General features: G+C 52.0%; 15 protein-coding genes. 2 read left to right on the top strand and 13 right to left on the bottom strand.

Annotation, left to right across the window (positions count from 1 at the left end; genetic code table 11):
• The first annotated feature begins 60 nt into the window (after positions 1 to 60).
• Positions 61 to 1,902 (top strand): dihydroxy-acid dehydratase, encoded by a 1,842-nt coding sequence (gene ilvD / locus R2X38_RS22765; RefSeq protein WP_317524649.1) that lies wholly within the window; start codon positions 61 to 63, stop codon positions 1,900 to 1,902.
• Between the two features lie 6 nt (positions 1,903 to 1,908).
• Entirely contained in the window at positions 1,909 to 3,462 is a 1,554-nt protein-coding gene (gene ilvA / locus R2X38_RS22760; RefSeq protein ID WP_107300867.1) for a threonine ammonia-lyase, biosynthetic, read from the top strand.
• A gap of 25 nt (positions 3,463 to 3,487) precedes the next feature.
• On the opposite strand, the gene R2X38_RS22755 is transcribed toward ilvA, so the two are convergent.
• The 13 genes from R2X38_RS22755 to atpB all read right to left on the bottom strand — a co-directional run bounded on the left by R2X38_RS22755 (position 3,488) and on the right by atpB (position 15,710).
• Positions 3,488 to 3,889: a helix-turn-helix transcriptional regulator gene (locus R2X38_RS22755; RefSeq protein WP_317524648.1), complete on the bottom strand. Its 402-nt coding sequence runs from the start codon at positions 3,887 to 3,889 to the stop codon at positions 3,488 to 3,490.
• A 229-nt stretch (positions 3,890 to 4,118) separates the two neighbouring features.
• Positions 4,119 to 4,499, bottom strand: a complete 381-nt coding sequence (locus R2X38_RS22750) for a helix-turn-helix transcriptional regulator (protein ID WP_039468230.1) — start codon at positions 4,497 to 4,499, stop codon at positions 4,119 to 4,121.
• A gap of 311 nt (positions 4,500 to 4,810) precedes the next feature.
• The gene (gene glmS / locus R2X38_RS22745) at positions 4,811 to 6,643 is read right to left on the bottom strand and encodes a glutamine--fructose-6-phosphate transaminase (isomerizing) (RefSeq protein ID WP_317524647.1); all 1,833 of its coding nucleotides are present in this window, start codon (positions 6,641 to 6,643) and stop codon (positions 4,811 to 4,813) included.
• An 18-nt stretch (positions 6,644 to 6,661) separates the two neighbouring features.
• A complete protein-coding gene (locus R2X38_RS22740; RefSeq protein WP_317524646.1) occupies positions 6,662 to 7,429 on the bottom strand; it encodes a DeoR/GlpR family DNA-binding transcription regulator in 768 nt (255 codons plus the stop codon).
• A gap of 189 nt (positions 7,430 to 7,618) precedes the next feature.
• The gene (gene glmU / locus R2X38_RS22735) at positions 7,619 to 8,977 is read right to left on the bottom strand and encodes a bifunctional UDP-N-acetylglucosamine diphosphorylase/glucosamine-1-phosphate N-acetyltransferase GlmU (protein ID WP_317524645.1); all 1,359 of its coding nucleotides are present in this window, start codon (positions 8,975 to 8,977) and stop codon (positions 7,619 to 7,621) included.
• Positions 8,978 to 9,181: 204 nt separating this feature from the next.
• A complete protein-coding gene (locus tag R2X38_RS22730) occupies positions 9,182 to 9,604 on the bottom strand; it encodes a F0F1 ATP synthase subunit epsilon (RefSeq protein ID WP_107300831.1) in 423 nt (140 codons plus the stop codon).
• A 17-nt stretch (positions 9,605 to 9,621) separates the two neighbouring features.
• Entirely contained in the window at positions 9,622 to 11,028 is a 1,407-nt protein-coding gene (gene atpD / locus R2X38_RS22725; RefSeq protein ID WP_107300832.1) for a F0F1 ATP synthase subunit beta, read from the bottom strand.
• 32 nt (positions 11,029 to 11,060) lie between these two features.
• Entirely contained in the window at positions 11,061 to 11,927 is an 867-nt protein-coding gene (gene atpG / locus R2X38_RS22720) for a F0F1 ATP synthase subunit gamma (protein ID WP_317524643.1), read from the bottom strand.
• Positions 11,928 to 11,971: 44 nt separating this feature from the next.
• Positions 11,972 to 13,513: a F0F1 ATP synthase subunit alpha gene (gene atpA / locus R2X38_RS22715; protein ID WP_044622200.1), complete on the bottom strand. Its 1,542-nt coding sequence runs from the start codon at positions 13,511 to 13,513 to the stop codon at positions 11,972 to 11,974.
• Positions 13,514 to 13,529: 16 nt separating this feature from the next.
• Positions 13,530 to 14,063, bottom strand: a complete 534-nt coding sequence (atpH, locus tag R2X38_RS22710) for a F0F1 ATP synthase subunit delta (protein ID WP_317524642.1) — start codon at positions 14,061 to 14,063, stop codon at positions 13,530 to 13,532.
• Between the two features lie 16 nt (positions 14,064 to 14,079).
• Positions 14,080 to 14,550: a F0F1 ATP synthase subunit B gene (gene atpF / locus R2X38_RS22705; RefSeq protein ID WP_317524641.1), complete on the bottom strand. Its 471-nt coding sequence runs from the start codon at positions 14,548 to 14,550 to the stop codon at positions 14,080 to 14,082.
• 49 nt (positions 14,551 to 14,599) lie between these two features.
• Positions 14,600 to 14,857, bottom strand: coding sequence for a F0F1 ATP synthase subunit C (gene atpE / locus R2X38_RS22700; RefSeq protein WP_005302247.1), 258 nt, complete (start codon positions 14,855 to 14,857; stop codon positions 14,600 to 14,602).
• A gap of 67 nt (positions 14,858 to 14,924) precedes the next feature.
• A complete protein-coding gene (gene atpB, locus R2X38_RS22695) occupies positions 14,925 to 15,710 on the bottom strand; it encodes a F0F1 ATP synthase subunit A (RefSeq protein WP_317524640.1) in 786 nt (261 codons plus the stop codon).
• Position 15,711 lies beyond the last annotated feature (1 nt).

The following is a 15,711-nucleotide window of genomic DNA, read 5'->3' as shown; positions in this document are numbered from 1 at the left end:
ACACAGCAGCCGGTGTGGACACCACGCCGGCCAAGCAATACAGCAAAAGGATTTTTCGTTATGCCCAAGTACCGCTCCGCCACCACCACCCACGGCCGTAATATGGCTGGTGCCCGTGCCCTATGGCGCGCCACCGGCGTAAAAGATGAAGATTTCGGCAAACCGATCATAGCGGTGGTGAACTCGTTCACCCAATTTGTTCCGGGCCATGTCCACCTAAAGGATCTCGGCCAGTTAGTCGCGAAGGAAATTGAAGCGGCGGGCGGTATCGCCAAAGAATTCAATACCATTGCCGTTGATGATGGTATCGCAATGGGCCACGGCGGCATGCTTTACTCGCTACCGTCACGTGAGCTGATCGCTGACTCGGTTGAATACATGGTCAACGCCCACTGCGCCGATGCCATGGTATGTATCTCAAACTGCGACAAGATAACCCCGGGGATGCTGATGGCTTCGCTGCGCCTCAATATCCCGGTGATCTTTGTCTCCGGCGGCCCGATGGAAGCCGGCAAGACCAAGCTGTCGGATCAGATCCTCAAGCTGGATCTGGTTGATGCCATGATCCAGGGAGCCGATCCGAATGTGTCCGACGAGCAAAGCGAGCAGATCGAACGCTCGGCGTGTCCAACCTGTGGCTCCTGCTCGGGTATGTTCACCGCCAACTCGATGAACTGCCTCACTGAAGCCCTTGGCCTGAGCCAACCGGGCAATGGCTCGATGCTGGCCACCCACGCCGACCGCGAACAGCTATTTATCAATGCCGGCAAACGCATTGTCGAGCTGACCAAACGTTACTATGAGCAGGATGATAAAAGCGCCCTGCCTCGCAATATCGCCACCAAGCAAGCGTTCGAAAATGCCATGGCGCTGGATATTGCCATGGGCGGTTCGACTAATACCGTTCTGCACCTACTAGCAGCGGCACAGGAAGGCGAGGTCGATTTCACCATGGAAGACATCGACCGCATGTCACGCCAGGTCCCACACTTGTGTAAAGTGGCCCCGTCGACCCAGAAATACCATATGGAAGATGTCCACCGTGCCGGTGGCGTATACGGCATCCTTGCCGAGCTCGACCGTGCCGGCCTGTTCCAGAGTAATTGCTACAACGTACTGGGCGAGCAGTTTTCGGAAAGTTTCAAGCACTACGATATCGTTCAAACCCAATCGGAAGAGGTGGAATCATTCTTCCGCGCCGGTCCTGCCGGGATCCGCACCACCAAGGCGTTCTCACAAGACTGCCGCTGGGACACCCTGGATAATGACCGTGAAAACGGTTGTATCCGCAGCAAAGAGCATGCCTTCAGCCAAGACGGCGGTCTGGCGGTGCTATCTGGCAACATGGCGCTGGACGGCTGTATCGTAAAAACAGCCGGTGTCGATGAAAGCTGCCTGACCTTTACCGGCCCGGCGGTGGTATTCGAAAGCCAGGAAACCGCAGTCGAAGGCATTTTGGGTGGCAAGGTCAAAGCGGGTGATGTGGTGGTGATCCGCTACGAAGGCCCGAAAGGCGGCCCGGGTATGCAAGAAATGCTCTACCCAACCACTTACCTCAAATCCATGGGGCTTGGCAAAGAATGTGCCCTGATCACCGACGGCCGTTTCTCCGGCGGTACCAGCGGCCTGTCGATTGGCCACGTCTCTCCGGAAGCTGCCAACGGCGGTACTATCGGCCTGATCCAGGACGGCGACACCATTGCCATCGATATTCCAAATCGCAGCATTGACCTGCAGGTTGATGAGGCGACACTGGCCAGCCGTCGTGCGCAAGCCGACCAGCGAGGCTGGAAGCCATTGGATCGCCAGCGTGAAGTGTCCTTTGCCCTACGCGCCTATGCCAACCTTGCGACCAGTGCCGATAAAGGTGCGGTGCGCGATAAATCGAAACTGGAAGGGTAACCTATGATGAGCGAAGCCACTCAGGCCAATGAGGTCGAGCTGCCCAGCGGGGCAGATTACCTGCGGGATATTCTCCGGGCACCGGTTTATGAAGTCGCTCAGGTCACGCCACTACAAAGCATGCCCCGCCTCGGCGGGCGCATCGGCAACCAAGTACAGCTCAAGCGGGAAGACCGCCAACCGGTTCACTCCTTCAAGCTGCGCGGTGCCTACAACATGATGTCCCAGCTCACTGACGCCCAGCGTCAGGCTGGGGTGATTGCCGCGTCGGCGGGTAATCACGCCCAAGGCTTGGCCATGTCAGGCAAGCACCTAGGCGTGCAGGCGACCATCGTCATGCCACGAACGACTCCAGACATCAAAGTGGATGCGGTTCGCGGTTTCGGCGGCAAAGTAGTTTTGCATGGCGGTAACTTCGATGAAGCCAAAGCCCATGCCGAAATGCTGGCCGGCCAGCATGGCTACACCTTCATCCCGCCTTTCGACCACCCCGCGGTGATTGCCGGGCAGGGGACGATTGGGGTTGAGCTGGTCCAGCAAAACGGTCACCTCGATTACATCTTCGTCCCTGTAGGCGGCGGCGGTATCGCGGCAGGGGTTGCGGTGCTGATCAAGCAGCTTATGCCACAAATCAAGGTGATCGGGGTCGAAGCCGAAGATTCAGCCTGCCTACGTGCGGCGCTGGATGCCGGTGAGCCGGTGACGCTTGAGCAGGTTGGTATGTTTGCTGATGGTGTAGCGGTCAAGCGGATTGGTGAAGAGACGTTCCGTCTTTGCCAGCAGTATCTCGATGACTCCATTACCGTGAGCAGCGACGAGATCTGCTCGGCAGTGAAAGATATCTTCGAAGATACCAGGGCGATTGCCGAACCTTCCGGTGCACTATCGCTGGCCGGACTGAAGAAATTTGCCGAGCGACACCAGCTCAAAGACAAACAGCTAGCGGCAGTGCTGTCGGGGGCCAACCTCAACTTCCACGGCCTGCGCTATGTGTCTGAACGTTGTGAGCTGGGTGAAAAGCGCGAGGGATTGCTGGCTGTGACTATTCCTGAGCGCCCGGGGGCGTTTCTTGATTTCTGCCATATCCTCGGCGGCCGTGCCGTTACCGAGTTCAACTACCGCTACAACAATGACAGCTTAGCCAATGTCTTCGTTGGGGTACGCTTGATACAGGGACAGGAAGAGCTCGACAGTATCATTACGGATCTGCGCAAAGGCGGTTATCCGGTGGTGGATTTATCCGATGATGAAATGGCCAAGGTCCATGTCCGCTATATGATTGGCGGCAGGCCGTCGAAACCATTGAAAGAGCGTCTATACAGCTTTGAGTTTCCGGAATATCCAGGGGCCTTGCTCAAATTCCTCAATACCTTGGGCACCCATTGGAATATCAGTCTGTTCAACTACCGTAACCATGGTGCTGACTACGGCCGGGTATTGTGTGGATTTGAATTGGAAGAGCAGGATTTGCTGTCTTTTACCAGTCACCTGCGTGAACTTGGCTACAGCTGGAAAGACGAAACCGATAACCCGGCCTACCAGTTCTTCCTTGCTCAATAATCACTGGGCCAGATCGCTCACCCAACTACAAAGCAGCCTCCTGGGCTGCTTTGTTTTCACTGTTGCCTTCCATACTCATATGTTCCAGTACCACTTTGAGCTGACTGATATGGCAGGCCAGCAATTGACTGCGCAGGGGCTCTGATAGCTTTTCATACAGAGCTGCAAGTTGGATCAACTCTGACTTCAACTGTTCATGCTGCATTTCCGGACGCTGGATATCAAACACGAACCAACCTAGAGGTTGACCTGTCAGCTCCGCAATCCTTACCAAGGTGGAAATCCGCGGCTCAGTTTTGCCCGACTCAAGATCCAGATAGGTCTGTCTGGCCACATCCAGATGTCTGGCCATCGCTACCTGGGAAATACCTTTCCACTCCCTTGCATCCTTGATCCGTTGTGCGATCCACGATTTTACTTGTTCCATAGCCTCCCCGCTTATTCCTTCCACGGCATATACTGCAACCCATGGATATGGAAAGAGTATCTCACTCCCTTAATGAGTATAATGTCATTCATATGCGGATTATTCATTAGGAACAATGATTTACATAGCAGGCAAGTGTATAAACTGTGAATCCCTCCCTGCGTTGACTAGCATTCAAGACACGCCGTATACGATTATGTCGGCATACGCCGACACAGCTCTGACCACTTTATGACTTATCCCGTTGGGTGAGTGCACGAGTGTACTCCGCCATAAATCCCGCCAAATTAATGCTTTGCTGCAAAATGACATTTCTGGCTGAGTGGGGTAATCGGCTGAAATACTGCAACAGGCGATCGATCTCTTCTTTGTATTCACTTTCCAATATTTCAATGCCTTCATCACCGTACACGAACCAGGTCAAGGGACGCTCGGTGATCTCGGAAATTTCCGACAGCATCCTGACCTTGGGCTCGGTCTTGCCGGTTTCCAAATCCAAATAAGTCTGACGCGCGACCTTAAGCTGCTGGGCCATGTGAACCTGAGTCAGGCCTTTCCATTCCCTGGCTTCTTTAATACGGGCTGCGATTTGAGCTTTCGGATCTGTCATGTCACACCTCCAATACACACAATGAATAATGCCTAGCTTTCATTACTGGATTGCACAACATAAGCCAACTTGAAATTGATTCAACAAAGCATTAAATAACAACCAGTTAGCCTCATCCAATATTTATGATTTTGTAATTTGGTTTGCAATAGTTAACTCGGGTGCCTAATTTTCCTAAAACGCAAAAAAATCATTCAGCCCTGTCTAGATAGTAGACCCTACCACCTAAGGACAATAAAAAAGGCACCCACTTGGGTGCCTTTTCTCACTTTTGAGACAAACCATTAGCGCTTTGGCTAACAGGCTGATTTTTATTCGACTGTTACCGCCTTGGCAAGGTTACGCGGCTGATCCACATCGGTACCTTTGATCAATGCAACATAGTAAGACAATAGCTGCATCGGGATGGTGTAGTAAATTGCTGCTGTGATCTCACTGACGTGCGGCATAGTGATGATCTTCATGGTTTCATCGCCTTCAAAACCAGCATCGGCATCAGCGAAGACATACAGCAGACCACCACGGGCACGGACTTCTTCGACATTTGACTTCAGCTTCTCTAGCAGGTCGTTGCTAGGTGCGACGACAACTACAGGCATGTCAGCATCAATCAGCGCAAGAGGACCGTGCTTCAACTCACCGGCAGCATACGCTTCAGCGTGGATGTAAGAGATCTCTTTGAGTTTCAAAGATGCTTCCATCGCGATTGGGTAAAACTCACCACGGCCCAGGAATAGGGTGTGGTGCTTATCGGCAAAGTCAGGTGCCAGCGCTTCGATTTCTTTTTCGAACGACAGGGCGGCGTTGATCTGCTGCGGCAGGGCATGCAGAGCCTCGACGATCTCCTTCTCTTTCTCTTTGCTGATGCGGTTTTGCTGTTTACCCAATGCCGTTACCAGCATCAAAAGGGCTGAAAGCTGAGTGGTAAACGCTTTGGTTGAAGCGACACCGATTTCCACACCCGCGCGGGTCATGAAGGCAAAATCTGATTCGCGCACCAGAGACGAGCCCGCCACGTTACAGATGGTCATTGCCGCCATATAGCCTTTTTCTTTCGCCAGGCGAAGGGCTGCTAGGGTGTCGGCCGTTTCACCAGACTGGGAAAGGGTGATCAGCAGGCTATTCGGACGAGTCACAAACTTGCGGTAGCGGAATTCAGAGGCGATCTCCACATCACAGCTTACACCGGCAATGTCTTCGAACCAGTAACGCGCAGTCATACCGGCGTTGTAAGACGTACCACAAGCCACAATCTGTACATGCTCAACCTTGCTCAGGATTTCTGCTGCGTTGACACCAATCGCTTCAGTCACCACAGAATCAGCCGTGATACGGCCTTCCATGGTGTTGATCAGCGCAGTTGGCTGCTCGTAGATTTCTTTCTGCATGAAATGACGGTACTGGCCTTTGTCACCGGCATCGTGCTCTGCATTGGATTCAGTGATTTCACGCTCGACACGCTCACCCGATGCATCAAATACCGTGACTTCACGGCGAGTAATTTCAGCTACATCACCTTCTTCCAGGTACATAAAGCGGCGAGTCACGTTAAGCAGTGCCAGTTGGTCAGAGGCCAGGAAGTTTTCCCCTACACCGAAACCGATGACGATTGGACTACCTGAGCGTGCCACTACGATGCGAGAAGGGTCTTTACGATCCAGCGCAACGGTACCGTAAGCACCTTCCAGCTGTTTTGCTGTTTTCTGTACCGCTTCTAGCAACGTTGCTGAAGTACGCAGCTCCCACTCAACCATGTGCGCGATAACTTCAGTATCAGTCTGAGATTCGAACACGTAACCACGGGACTGAAGAAGCTCACGCAGCTCTTCGTGGTTTTCGATGATACCGTTGTGGACAACGGCAATGTCACCAGACATGTGTGGGTGGGCGTTAACTTCTGATGGCTCACCGTGGGTCGCCCAGCGGGTGTGGGCAATACCGGTACCGCCAATCACTTTGGCTTGGTCAACCGCATCGGCCAGCTCCTGGACTTTACCCAGGCGGCGGACGCGCGTTAAGTTTGCGTCACCATCGACAATCGCAACACCAGCAGAGTCATAGCCGCGGTACTCAAGGCGGCGTAGCCCTTCAACCAGAATTTCCGCTACATCACGCTGTGCTACCGCACCAACAATCCCACACATAGTATTTTGCTCCTGAAATTATTCCGCTGCCGCGCAGACCACCTGCACGCCATGCTGTTCAATCTGTTGTTTCGCTTCCATGTCCAAGCCATCATCTGTGATCAGGGTACTGATATTCACCCAAGGCAGTTCAAGGTTCGGGATCTTACGGCCGACCTTGCTCGACTCCACCATCACCACGACTTCCCGTGATACCTCGGCCATCACTCGGCTCAGTCCCACCAGCTCGTTGAACGTCGTTGTTCCGCGGGCGGTGTCGATACCATCAGCGCCAATAAACAGCTGGTCAAAGTCATAGGAACGCAGCACCGATTCGGCAACCTGGCCCTGGAACGCTTCGGAATGTGGGTCCCAGGTACCGCCGGTCATCAACAAAGTGGGCTCGTTTTCCAGGCTATTGAGTGCATTGGCCACACTGAGCGAGTTGGTCATCACGATCAGGCCGTGCTTGTCATTAAGCAGGCTGATCAAGCTGGCAGTCGTACTGCCGCTATCGATGATGATCCGGTTATGGTCACGAATACGGGCCGCAGCTGCCTTGGCAATCGCCAACTTACGAACCGAAACTTGTTCTTCCGGCTCACTGACCATTTCCGTCGGTATCGATACGGCACCACCGTAGCGGCGCAGTAACAAGCCGTTTTTTTCTAGTTCAGCCAAGTCCTTACGGACTGTCACTTCAGATGTGGCAAAATGTTTTGCCAATGAGTCGACACTTACCTCGCCCTGCTCATTGACCATTGAAAGGATGGCATGGCGACGCTGCTGAGTATTACGCTTGGACATAAAATTACGAATCGATAGCTGTAAGTTTCGAACTGAAAGAAATACTAGCAGATCAAAACTTTTTTGATCAACTATGTGCAATTAATTTTTTATTCGAAAGAAGAAGGATAAACACCTGGCAACATTGGCTACAGGCATGAAAAAGGCAAGGCCGTAGCCTTGCCTTTGGATAATTAGGAGCAAAAAGAATTACTTCTTCTCTGGACGCTTCCAGCCTTTGACGGTACGGGCTGGGGCACGAGTGATCACCAACTCACCCTCACCGACATTACGGTTGATTGTGGCGCCGGCACCGATGGTTGCGCCTTTACCCACTTTCACTGGTGCGATAAGTTGGGTATCAGAGCCGACGAATACATCATCGGCGATCTCAGTCTTAAACTTGTTGGCACCGTCATAGTTACAGGTAATGGTACCGGCACCGATATTCACGCGATCGCCGATCTCGGCATCACCCAGGTAAGTCAGGTGATTGGCTTTCGAGCCCTGACCCAAACGTGCTTTCTTCATCTCGACAAAGTTACCGACGTGCGAGTCACCCACCAACTCAGCCCCCGGGCGCAGGCGGGTAAACGGGCCCACCGTACAGTCTTCACCGACGGTTGCCCCTTCAATCACGCTGTATGGGCGGATCACGGTGTTATCATCAATCTCACAATCGGTCAGGATAGAGCCCGCGCCGATCACCACGTTGTTGCCCAGCGAGACGCTGCCTTCGATAATGACGTTGGCATCGATTTCGACGTCGGTACCGCACTGCAGCTCACCGCGTAAGTCAAAACGGCTCGGGTCACGCAGCATTACGCCTTGCTCCAGCAAACGCTCAGCCTGCATGCCCTGGAAGGCACGCTCAAGCTTGGCCAGCTGAACGCGGTTATTGACGCCTTCTACCTCGATAGCACGTACCGGGTGTACCGCTTCAACCGCACGGCCTTCGTTGTGGGCGATTTCGATTATATCAGTCAGGTAGTATTCACCCTGGGCGTTGTCATTTTTAAGGGCAGACAACCAACGTTTCAGATCGCCGCCATTAGCCACCATCACACCGGTGTTGATTTCCTTGATCAACTTCTGCTCTTCAGAGGCGTCTTTCTGCTCGACAATCGCCACTACAGGGCCATTACGGCGCACGATACGACCATAACCAGTCGGATCGTCAAGAACTACAGTCAGCAGGGCAATACCGCCGTCAGGCTGGGCATCTAGTAGATTCTCCAAAGTTTCGCTGCTGATCAGCGGCACATCACCGTACAGGATAAGCACCTTCTCGTCTTCCGCCAGATCAGGGCAAGCCTGGTTGACCGCATGGCCGGTACCCAACTGCTCAGCCTGCAATACCCAGTTTACAGGCTCGGCGCTCAAAGCAGCCTGCATCTGATCGCCGCCGTGGCCGTATACCAGGTGGATATTGTTGGCGCCAAGGCCGGCACAGGTGTCAATCACGTGTTTGGCCATCGGCTTGCCTGCCAGTGTATGCAACACTTTAGGCAGGTTGGAGTACATGCGGGTTCCCTTTCCCGCGGCGAGAATCACAGCGCTAAAGCTCATGACTTAATCCTCTTGGTGCATATCAAATAAGTAACCTAGCGCCATTGTATAATGCCAAGGGCAGCGGCGGCAGGAAAAATAGATAATTTTTTACGAGTAATAACTCACTGTGAAAAGGTAAGTTGGCTCGGGGGTGGATCGTTGGGGATAGATCACAGGTATAAAAAAAGCGACCCGAGGGTCGCTTTTTTGGCCTTGCTGATCTTAGCGGGCTTTCTTGGTCAGTTCGATAACTCGAAGCTGAGCAATAGCCTTCGCCAAATCGCTGGCTGCCTGAGCGAAGTCGATGTCGCCATGCTGGTTGTGGATGCGCTCCTCAGCCTGGCGTTTCGCTTCTTCCGCTTTCGCTGTGTCCAGATCTTCACCGCGGATAGCGGTGTCAGCCAACACGGTAACCGTGCCCGGCTGAACCTCCAGCATGCCGCCAGAAAGGTAAATTACCTCTTCTTCGCCATGCTGTTTGGTAATACGGACCATACCCGGCGTGATAGCGGTCAGCAGCGGGGTGTGACCTGCGTGAATACCCAGTTCACCTTCGCTACCGGTCACCTGAATGTTTTCAGCGCGGCCAGAAAACAGACGTTTCTCTGCACTTACTACATCCAGATGGAAGGTTATCGCTGCCATGTCGCCTCCTAGTTAGCTTAAAGCTTCTTCGCGTTTTCCAATACGTCTTCAATCGCACCGCAGTACATAAATGCCTGCTCTGGGATATCGTCGTATTCACCCGCTAGAAGACCTTTGAAGCTACGTAGCGTATCTTTCAGCGATACGTAGATACCAGGGTCGCCTGTGAAGACTTCTGCAACGTGGTAAGGCTGAGTGAGGAAACGCTCAATCTTACGTGCACGGGATACAGCCTGCTTATCTTCTTCAGATAGCTCGTCCATACCCAGAATTGCAATGATGTCTTTCAGCTCTTTGTAGCGCTGCAGGATACTCTGTACGCCACGTGCGATATCGTAGTGCTCCTGACCAACCACTAGCGGATCAAGCATACGCGATGTTGAATCCAATGGGTCGATCGCAGGGTATAGACCCAGAGAAGCGATCTGACGAGAAAGTACAACTGTCGCATCAAGGTGGGCGAACGTGGTCGCCGGCGATGGGTCAGTCAAGTCATCCGCAGGTACGTAAACGGCCTGTACAGACGTGATAGAGCCTGTCTTGGTCGATGTGATACGCTCCTGAAGTACACCCATCTCTTCTGCAAGAGTTGGCTGGTAACCTACCGCAGATGGCATACGGCCTAGAAGTGCCGATACCTCTGTACCCGCAAGGGTATAACGGTAGATGTTATCGATGAACAGAAGAACGTCACGGCCTTCGTCACGGAAACGCTCTGCCATTGTCAGACCAGTCAGTGCAACACGTAGACGGTTACCTGGTGGCTCGTTCATCTGGCCGTAAACCATTGCTACTTTCGATTCCTCAGGATTTTCGATGTTTACAACACCCGCTTCCTGCATCTCGTAGTAGAAGTCGTTACCTTCACGAGTACGCTCACCAACACCGGCAAATACAGATAGACCTGAATGCTGAAGCGCGATGTTGTTGATCAGCTCCATCATGTTTACGGTCTTACCTACACCCGCACCACCGAACAGGCCGATTTTACCACCCTTAGCGAATGGACAAATCAGGTCGATAACCTTAACGCCTGTTTCTAGTAGTTCAGTCGCGTTTGACTGCTCTTCGTAGCTTGGTGCTTCACGGTGAATCGCGTAACGCTCTTTCTCACCGATCTCACCACACTCATCAATTGGCTGACCCAGAACGTTCATGATACGTCCTAGGGTTGCGTTACCAACTGGAACCTCAATTGGGCGGCCTGTATTTTCAACAGACAAACCACGACGCAGGCCATCAGAAGTACCCATTGCGATACCACGGACAACACCACCGCCAAGCTGCTGCTGAACTTCCAGTACTAGCGTACCGTTTTCTTTTGCATCAACGTGAAGGGCATCGTATACCTGTGGTACAGAGTCCTGTGGAAACTCTACGTCGACTACCGCACCGATGATCTGTACGATCTTACCTGTAGCCATCGTTAATCCTCTAAACTTATTAAATCTTTGCCTTAAACAGCAGCAGCACCAGAAACGATTTCAGACAGCTCTTGTGTGATCGCGGCCTGACGGGCCTTGTTGTACACAAGCTGCAGTTCGTCAATCAGGTTTCCTGCATTATCGGTTGCTGCTTTCATCGCGACCATTCGAGCGGCCTGCTCACTGGCAAGGTTCTCGACCACGCCCTGGTATACCTGGGATTCAACGTAGCGAATCAGCAGGGTATCCAGCAGGGCTTTCGGCTCAGGCTCATAAATGTAGTCCCAAGCATGGCTGCGCTGCATCTCTTCGTCTTCCGACTTAGGCAAAGGCAGCAATTGATCAATCACTGGTTCCTGAACCATGGTGTTCACAAACTTGTTGTAAACCAGGTACAGGCGATCCAATTGGCCTTCATCATATTTCTTCAGCATTACGCCAACGGTACCGATCAGCTCATCCACTGATGGGTTGTCGCCCAGGCCAGAAACCTGCGCGGCCACGTTGCCGCCGTAGCTGTTAAAGAATGCGGTTGCCTTGGAGCCAATCAGCGCCAAATCAACTTCTGCACCCTGTTCAGACCAGCCCTGGATATCGTGGATGGCTTGCTTGAACAAGTTAATGTTCAGGCCACCACACAGGCCACGGTCTGTAGAAACAATGATGTAACCAACGCGCTTGGCTTCACGCTCCTCGAGATAAGGATGCTTATACTCAAGGCTACCAAGGGCGATATGACCGATCACTTTGCGCATAGTTTGTGCGTATGGACGTGATGACTCCATAGCGTCTTGCGTTTTACGCATTTTAGACGCCGCCACCATTTCCATCGCTTTGGTGATCTTCTGAGTGTTTTTAACACTACCGATCTTGTTACGAATCTCTTTTGCGCCGGCCATCGTTACTCTCCGTTAGAAGGTGATCGCAAGCGATCACCAACCAATTACCAAGTCTGGGTCGCTTTGAAACCTTCAACCAGTTTCACGAACTGGGCTTCGATTTCATCATTCCAAGCACCCGTTTCATCAACCTGAGACACTAGCTCAGCAAAGTGACCTTTGGCGTATGAAAGCAACGCGGCTTCGAAATCAGCAAGCTTAGTTAGCTCGATGTCATTCAAGTAGCCTTTCTCAGCAGCAAAGATAACCAGTGACTGTTCGAACACAGACATCGGTGCATACTGCTTCTGCTTCATCAGCTCAGTTACTTTCTGACCGTGATCAAGCTGCTTCTTCGTTGCTTCATCAAGGTCAGACGAGAACTGGGCGAATGCCGCAAGTTCACGGTACTGTGCAAGAGCGGTACGGATACCACCAGACAGTTTCTTGATGATCTTGGTCTGGGCAGAACCACCTACACGCGATACAGAGATACCTGGGTCAACCGCTGGACGAATACCGGCGTTGAACAGTTCTGTCTGTAGGAAGATCTGGCCATCGGTGATAGAGATAACGTTGGTCGGTACGAATGCCGATACGTCACCTGCCTGCGTTTCGATGATTGGCAGGGCAGTTAGTGAGCCGGTGCGGCCTTTCACTTCACCGTTGGTGAATTTTTCTACGTAGTTCTCGTTAACACGAGCAGCACGCTCTAGCAGACGAGAGTGGAGGTAGAAAACGTCACCAGGGAAGGCTTCACGGCCCGGCGGACGACGTAGCAACAGTGAGATCTGACGGTAGGCAACAGCCTGCTTAGACAGGTCATCGTATACGATCAGGGCATCTTCACCGCGGTCACGGAAGTATTCACCCATTGCACAGCCAGCGTATGGTGCTAGGTACTGCAGTGCTGCCGCTTCTGATGCAGAAGCTACAACTACAATGGTGTTTTCCAGTGCGCCGTGCTCTTCCAGTTTGCGAACCACGTTTGCAATGGTTGACGCTTTCTGGCCGATAGCTACATAAACAGAGTAAATACCAGAGTTCTTCTGGTTGATGATGGCATCGATCGCCATAGCGGTTTTACCCGTCTGGCGGTCACCGATGATCAGCTCACGCTGGCCACGGCCGATTGGGATCATCGAGTCAACGGCCTTGTAACCAGTCTGTACAGGCTGGTCTACCGATTTACGGTCGATTACACCCGGTGCAATCACTTCAACAGGAGAGAATGTCTCTGTCTCGATTGGACCTTTACCATCGATTGGCTCACCTAGTGTGTTCACTACGCGGCCTAGAAGCGCAGGGCCTACTGGTACTTCAAGAATACGACCAGTACCCGTTACTTTCATGCCTTCCTGAAGGTCAGCATATGGGCCCATTACAACCGCACCAACCGAGTCACGCTCAAGGTTAAGTGCTAGTGCAAAACGGCCACCAGGTAATTCAATCATTTCACCTTGCATTACATCAGCAAGGCCATGGATACGAATGATACCGTCGCTTACCGACACGATAGTACCTTCGTTACGCGCTTCACTTACAACGTTGAAGTTTTCAATACGCTGCTTGATCAGTTCGCTAATTTCCGTGGAATTAAGTTGCATGCTCCAATTCCCCAAATCAAGACTGCAAAGTATCGCTCAGGCGGTCTAGTTTGCCGCGTACTGAGTTATCGATGACCAAGTCTCCAGCTCTAATCACGACCCCGGCAATCAGGGTCTCGTCTACACTGCAATTCAGCTTTACCTTACGGGACAAGCGCTGCTCAAGCTTCTCGCTGATGGCAACAAGTTGGCTATCGTCAAGCTCGACTGCGGAAACCACAGTGGCATCGATAGTTTTTTCCAGCTCGCTTTTCAGGAGCAGGTACTCGTCACAGACAGCAGGAAGGGCTTTCAGGCGTCCGTTTTCGGCCATCACCTTAATCAGGTTCTGGCCAGGTTCGTTGAGTTGCTCGCCGCATACTGACAAGAAGATTTCTGTCAGCTTGTCCGCCGCGTAACCGCTATCCAGGATGTCCTGGATGGTCTCGTTACGGGTGACTTCGGCAGCGAAGGTGAGCATTTGAGCCCATTGGCCCAGCTCACCTTTCTCAACCGCAAGATCAAAGGCTGCTTTAGCGTAGGGGCGTGCGATAGTAGTCATATCCGACATGTGCTTGCCCCTTTAATTACAGTTCTGCAGTGACTTTGTTAAGAAGATCAGCGTGCGCATCTTTATCGATAGAACGCTCAATGATTTTCTCAGCACCAATCACAGCCAGAGTTGCAACTTGTTTTCTTAGCTCATCGCGAGCGCGGTTACGTTCGGCTTCGATCTCAGCAAGACCTTGGGCCAGAATTTTGTCACGCTCAGCCAGGGCTTCCGCCTTCGCTTCGTCGACGATCTGAGCTTTGCGTTTGTTCGCTTGCTCTACGATCTCAGTTGCAGTGCGTTTTGCTTCTTTCAGTTGGTCCGAAGCATTAGCCTGCGCCAGGTTCAGGTCTTTGGCAGCGCGATCAGCCGCTGCCAAACCGTCAGCAATTTTTTTCTGACGCTCTTCAATCGCTTCCATGATTGGTGGCCATACATATTTCATGCAGAACACCACAAACATAAAGAATGCGATAGCCTGACCCAGCAAAGTTGCATTCATATTCACAACGCATCTCCTTAAAAAGGGTTGCTATGGGTCCGTTCGTTTTTTTTGATTAACCAGCTAGCTGGCCAACGAATGGGTTTGCGAATGTGAATAGTAGTGCGATTACGATACCGATCATTGGAACCGCATCAAGCAGACCAGCAATGATGAACATCTTAACCTGTAGCATTGGAGCCATTTCAGGCTGGCGCGCAGCGCCTTCAAGGAATTTACCACCTAGAAGGGCGAAGCCGATCGCAGTACCCAGTGCAGCAAGACCTACAATGATGCCCACGGCAATTGCAGAAAAGCTTAGTAAAGTTTCCATCACTATCTCCAGTTTATAGTTGTCGGCTAAAGTGCCAGTAAAAAATTGAATAATTTACAAATAATCGTTAATGATTGTCTTCATGCGCCTGAGACAGGTACACAATAGTCAACATCATAAACACGAATGCTTGAATTGTAATGACTAGAACGTGGAAAATTGCCCACGGTACCGAGCCCAGCCATTGTGCCCACCACGGCATAAGTGCCGCGATTAGGATAAACACCACCTCACCAGCGAACATGTTACCGAACAAACGCATGCCCAGTGATAGCGGCTTCGCCAATAGCGATACCACTTCAAGAAGCAGGTTGAACGGGATCATGACCGGGTGATTGAACGGGTGAAGAGCCAGTTCTTTCGCAAAGCCACCGAGACCTTTCACTTTGATGCTGTAGTAAATCATCAAGGCGAAAACGCCCAGCGCCATTGCCATGGTGATGTTGACATCAGCACTCGGTACAACCTTAAGGTAAGGAATACCCAACCAATGTTCAGCAGGATATGGAAGAAAATCAATTGGCACCAAGTCCATGATGTTCATCAGCAAAATCCAGCAGAAAATGGTAAGAGCCAAAGGAGCTATCAGCGGGTTGCGGCCATGGAAGGTTTCCTTGACGTTATCGTCAACGAACTCAACAACCATTTCCACAAAACACTGTAGTTTCCCAGGAACTCCTGATGTCGCTGTTTTCGCAGCCTTACGGAATACCCAAAGAAAGAGTAGACCGGTCAGGGCTGAGAAAAACAGGCTATCTATATGTACCGCCCAGAATCCTTCACCGACTGACAGATTTGTCAGGTGGTGAGTGATGTAACCTGACGGCGTTAGCGCTTCACCTGGCGCAGCCATA

Source organism: Photobacterium rosenbergii, from assembly GCF_033022775.1.
Taxonomy (GTDB): Bacteria; Pseudomonadota; Gammaproteobacteria; order Enterobacterales; family Vibrionaceae; genus Photobacterium; species Photobacterium rosenbergii_A.
Note: the sequence above shows the minus strand (reverse complement) of the source record. Positions and strands in the feature narration are given on the sequence as shown.

Coding starts and splice junctions, on each gene's coding strand:
- ilvD (WP_317524649.1), top strand. CDS start 61: ATGCCCAAGTACCGCTCCGCCACCACCACCCACGGCCGTAATATGGCT.
- ilvA (WP_107300867.1), top strand. CDS start 1,909: ATGAGCGAAGCCACTCAGGCCAATGAGGTCGAGCTGCCCAGCGGGGCA.
- R2X38_RS22755 (WP_317524648.1), bottom strand. CDS start 3,889: ATGGAACAAGTAAAATCGTGGATCGCACAACGGATCAAGGATGCAAGG.
- R2X38_RS22750 (WP_039468230.1), bottom strand. CDS start 4,499: ATGACAGATCCGAAAGCTCAAATCGCAGCCCGTATTAAAGAAGCCAGG.
- glmS (WP_317524647.1), bottom strand. CDS start 6,643: ATGTGTGGGATTGTTGGTGCGGTAGCACAGCGTGATGTAGCGGAAATT.
- R2X38_RS22740 (WP_317524646.1), bottom strand. CDS start 7,429: ATGTCCAAGCGTAATACTCAGCAGCGTCGCCATGCCATCCTTTCAATG.
- glmU (WP_317524645.1), bottom strand. CDS start 8,977: ATGAGCTTTAGCGCTGTGATTCTCGCCGCGGGAAAGGGAACCCGCATG.
- R2X38_RS22730 (WP_107300831.1), bottom strand. CDS start 9,604: ATGGCAGCGATAACCTTCCATCTGGATGTAGTAAGTGCAGAGAAACGT.
- atpD (WP_107300832.1), bottom strand. CDS start 11,028: ATGGCTACAGGTAAGATCGTACAGATCATCGGTGCGGTAGTCGACGTA.
- atpG (WP_317524643.1), bottom strand. CDS start 11,927: ATGGCCGGCGCAAAAGAGATTCGTAACAAGATCGGTAGTGTTAAAAAC.
- atpA (WP_044622200.1), bottom strand. CDS start 13,513: ATGCAACTTAATTCCACGGAAATTAGCGAACTGATCAAGCAGCGTATT.
- atpH (WP_317524642.1), bottom strand. CDS start 14,063: ATGTCGGATATGACTACTATCGCACGCCCCTACGCTAAAGCAGCCTTT.
- atpE (WP_005302247.1), bottom strand. CDS start 14,857: ATGGAAACTTTACTAAGCTTTTCTGCAATTGCCGTGGGCATCATTGTA.
- atpB (WP_317524640.1), bottom strand. CDS start 15,710: ATGGCTGCGCCAGGTGAAGCGCTAACGCCGTCAGGTTACATCACTCAC.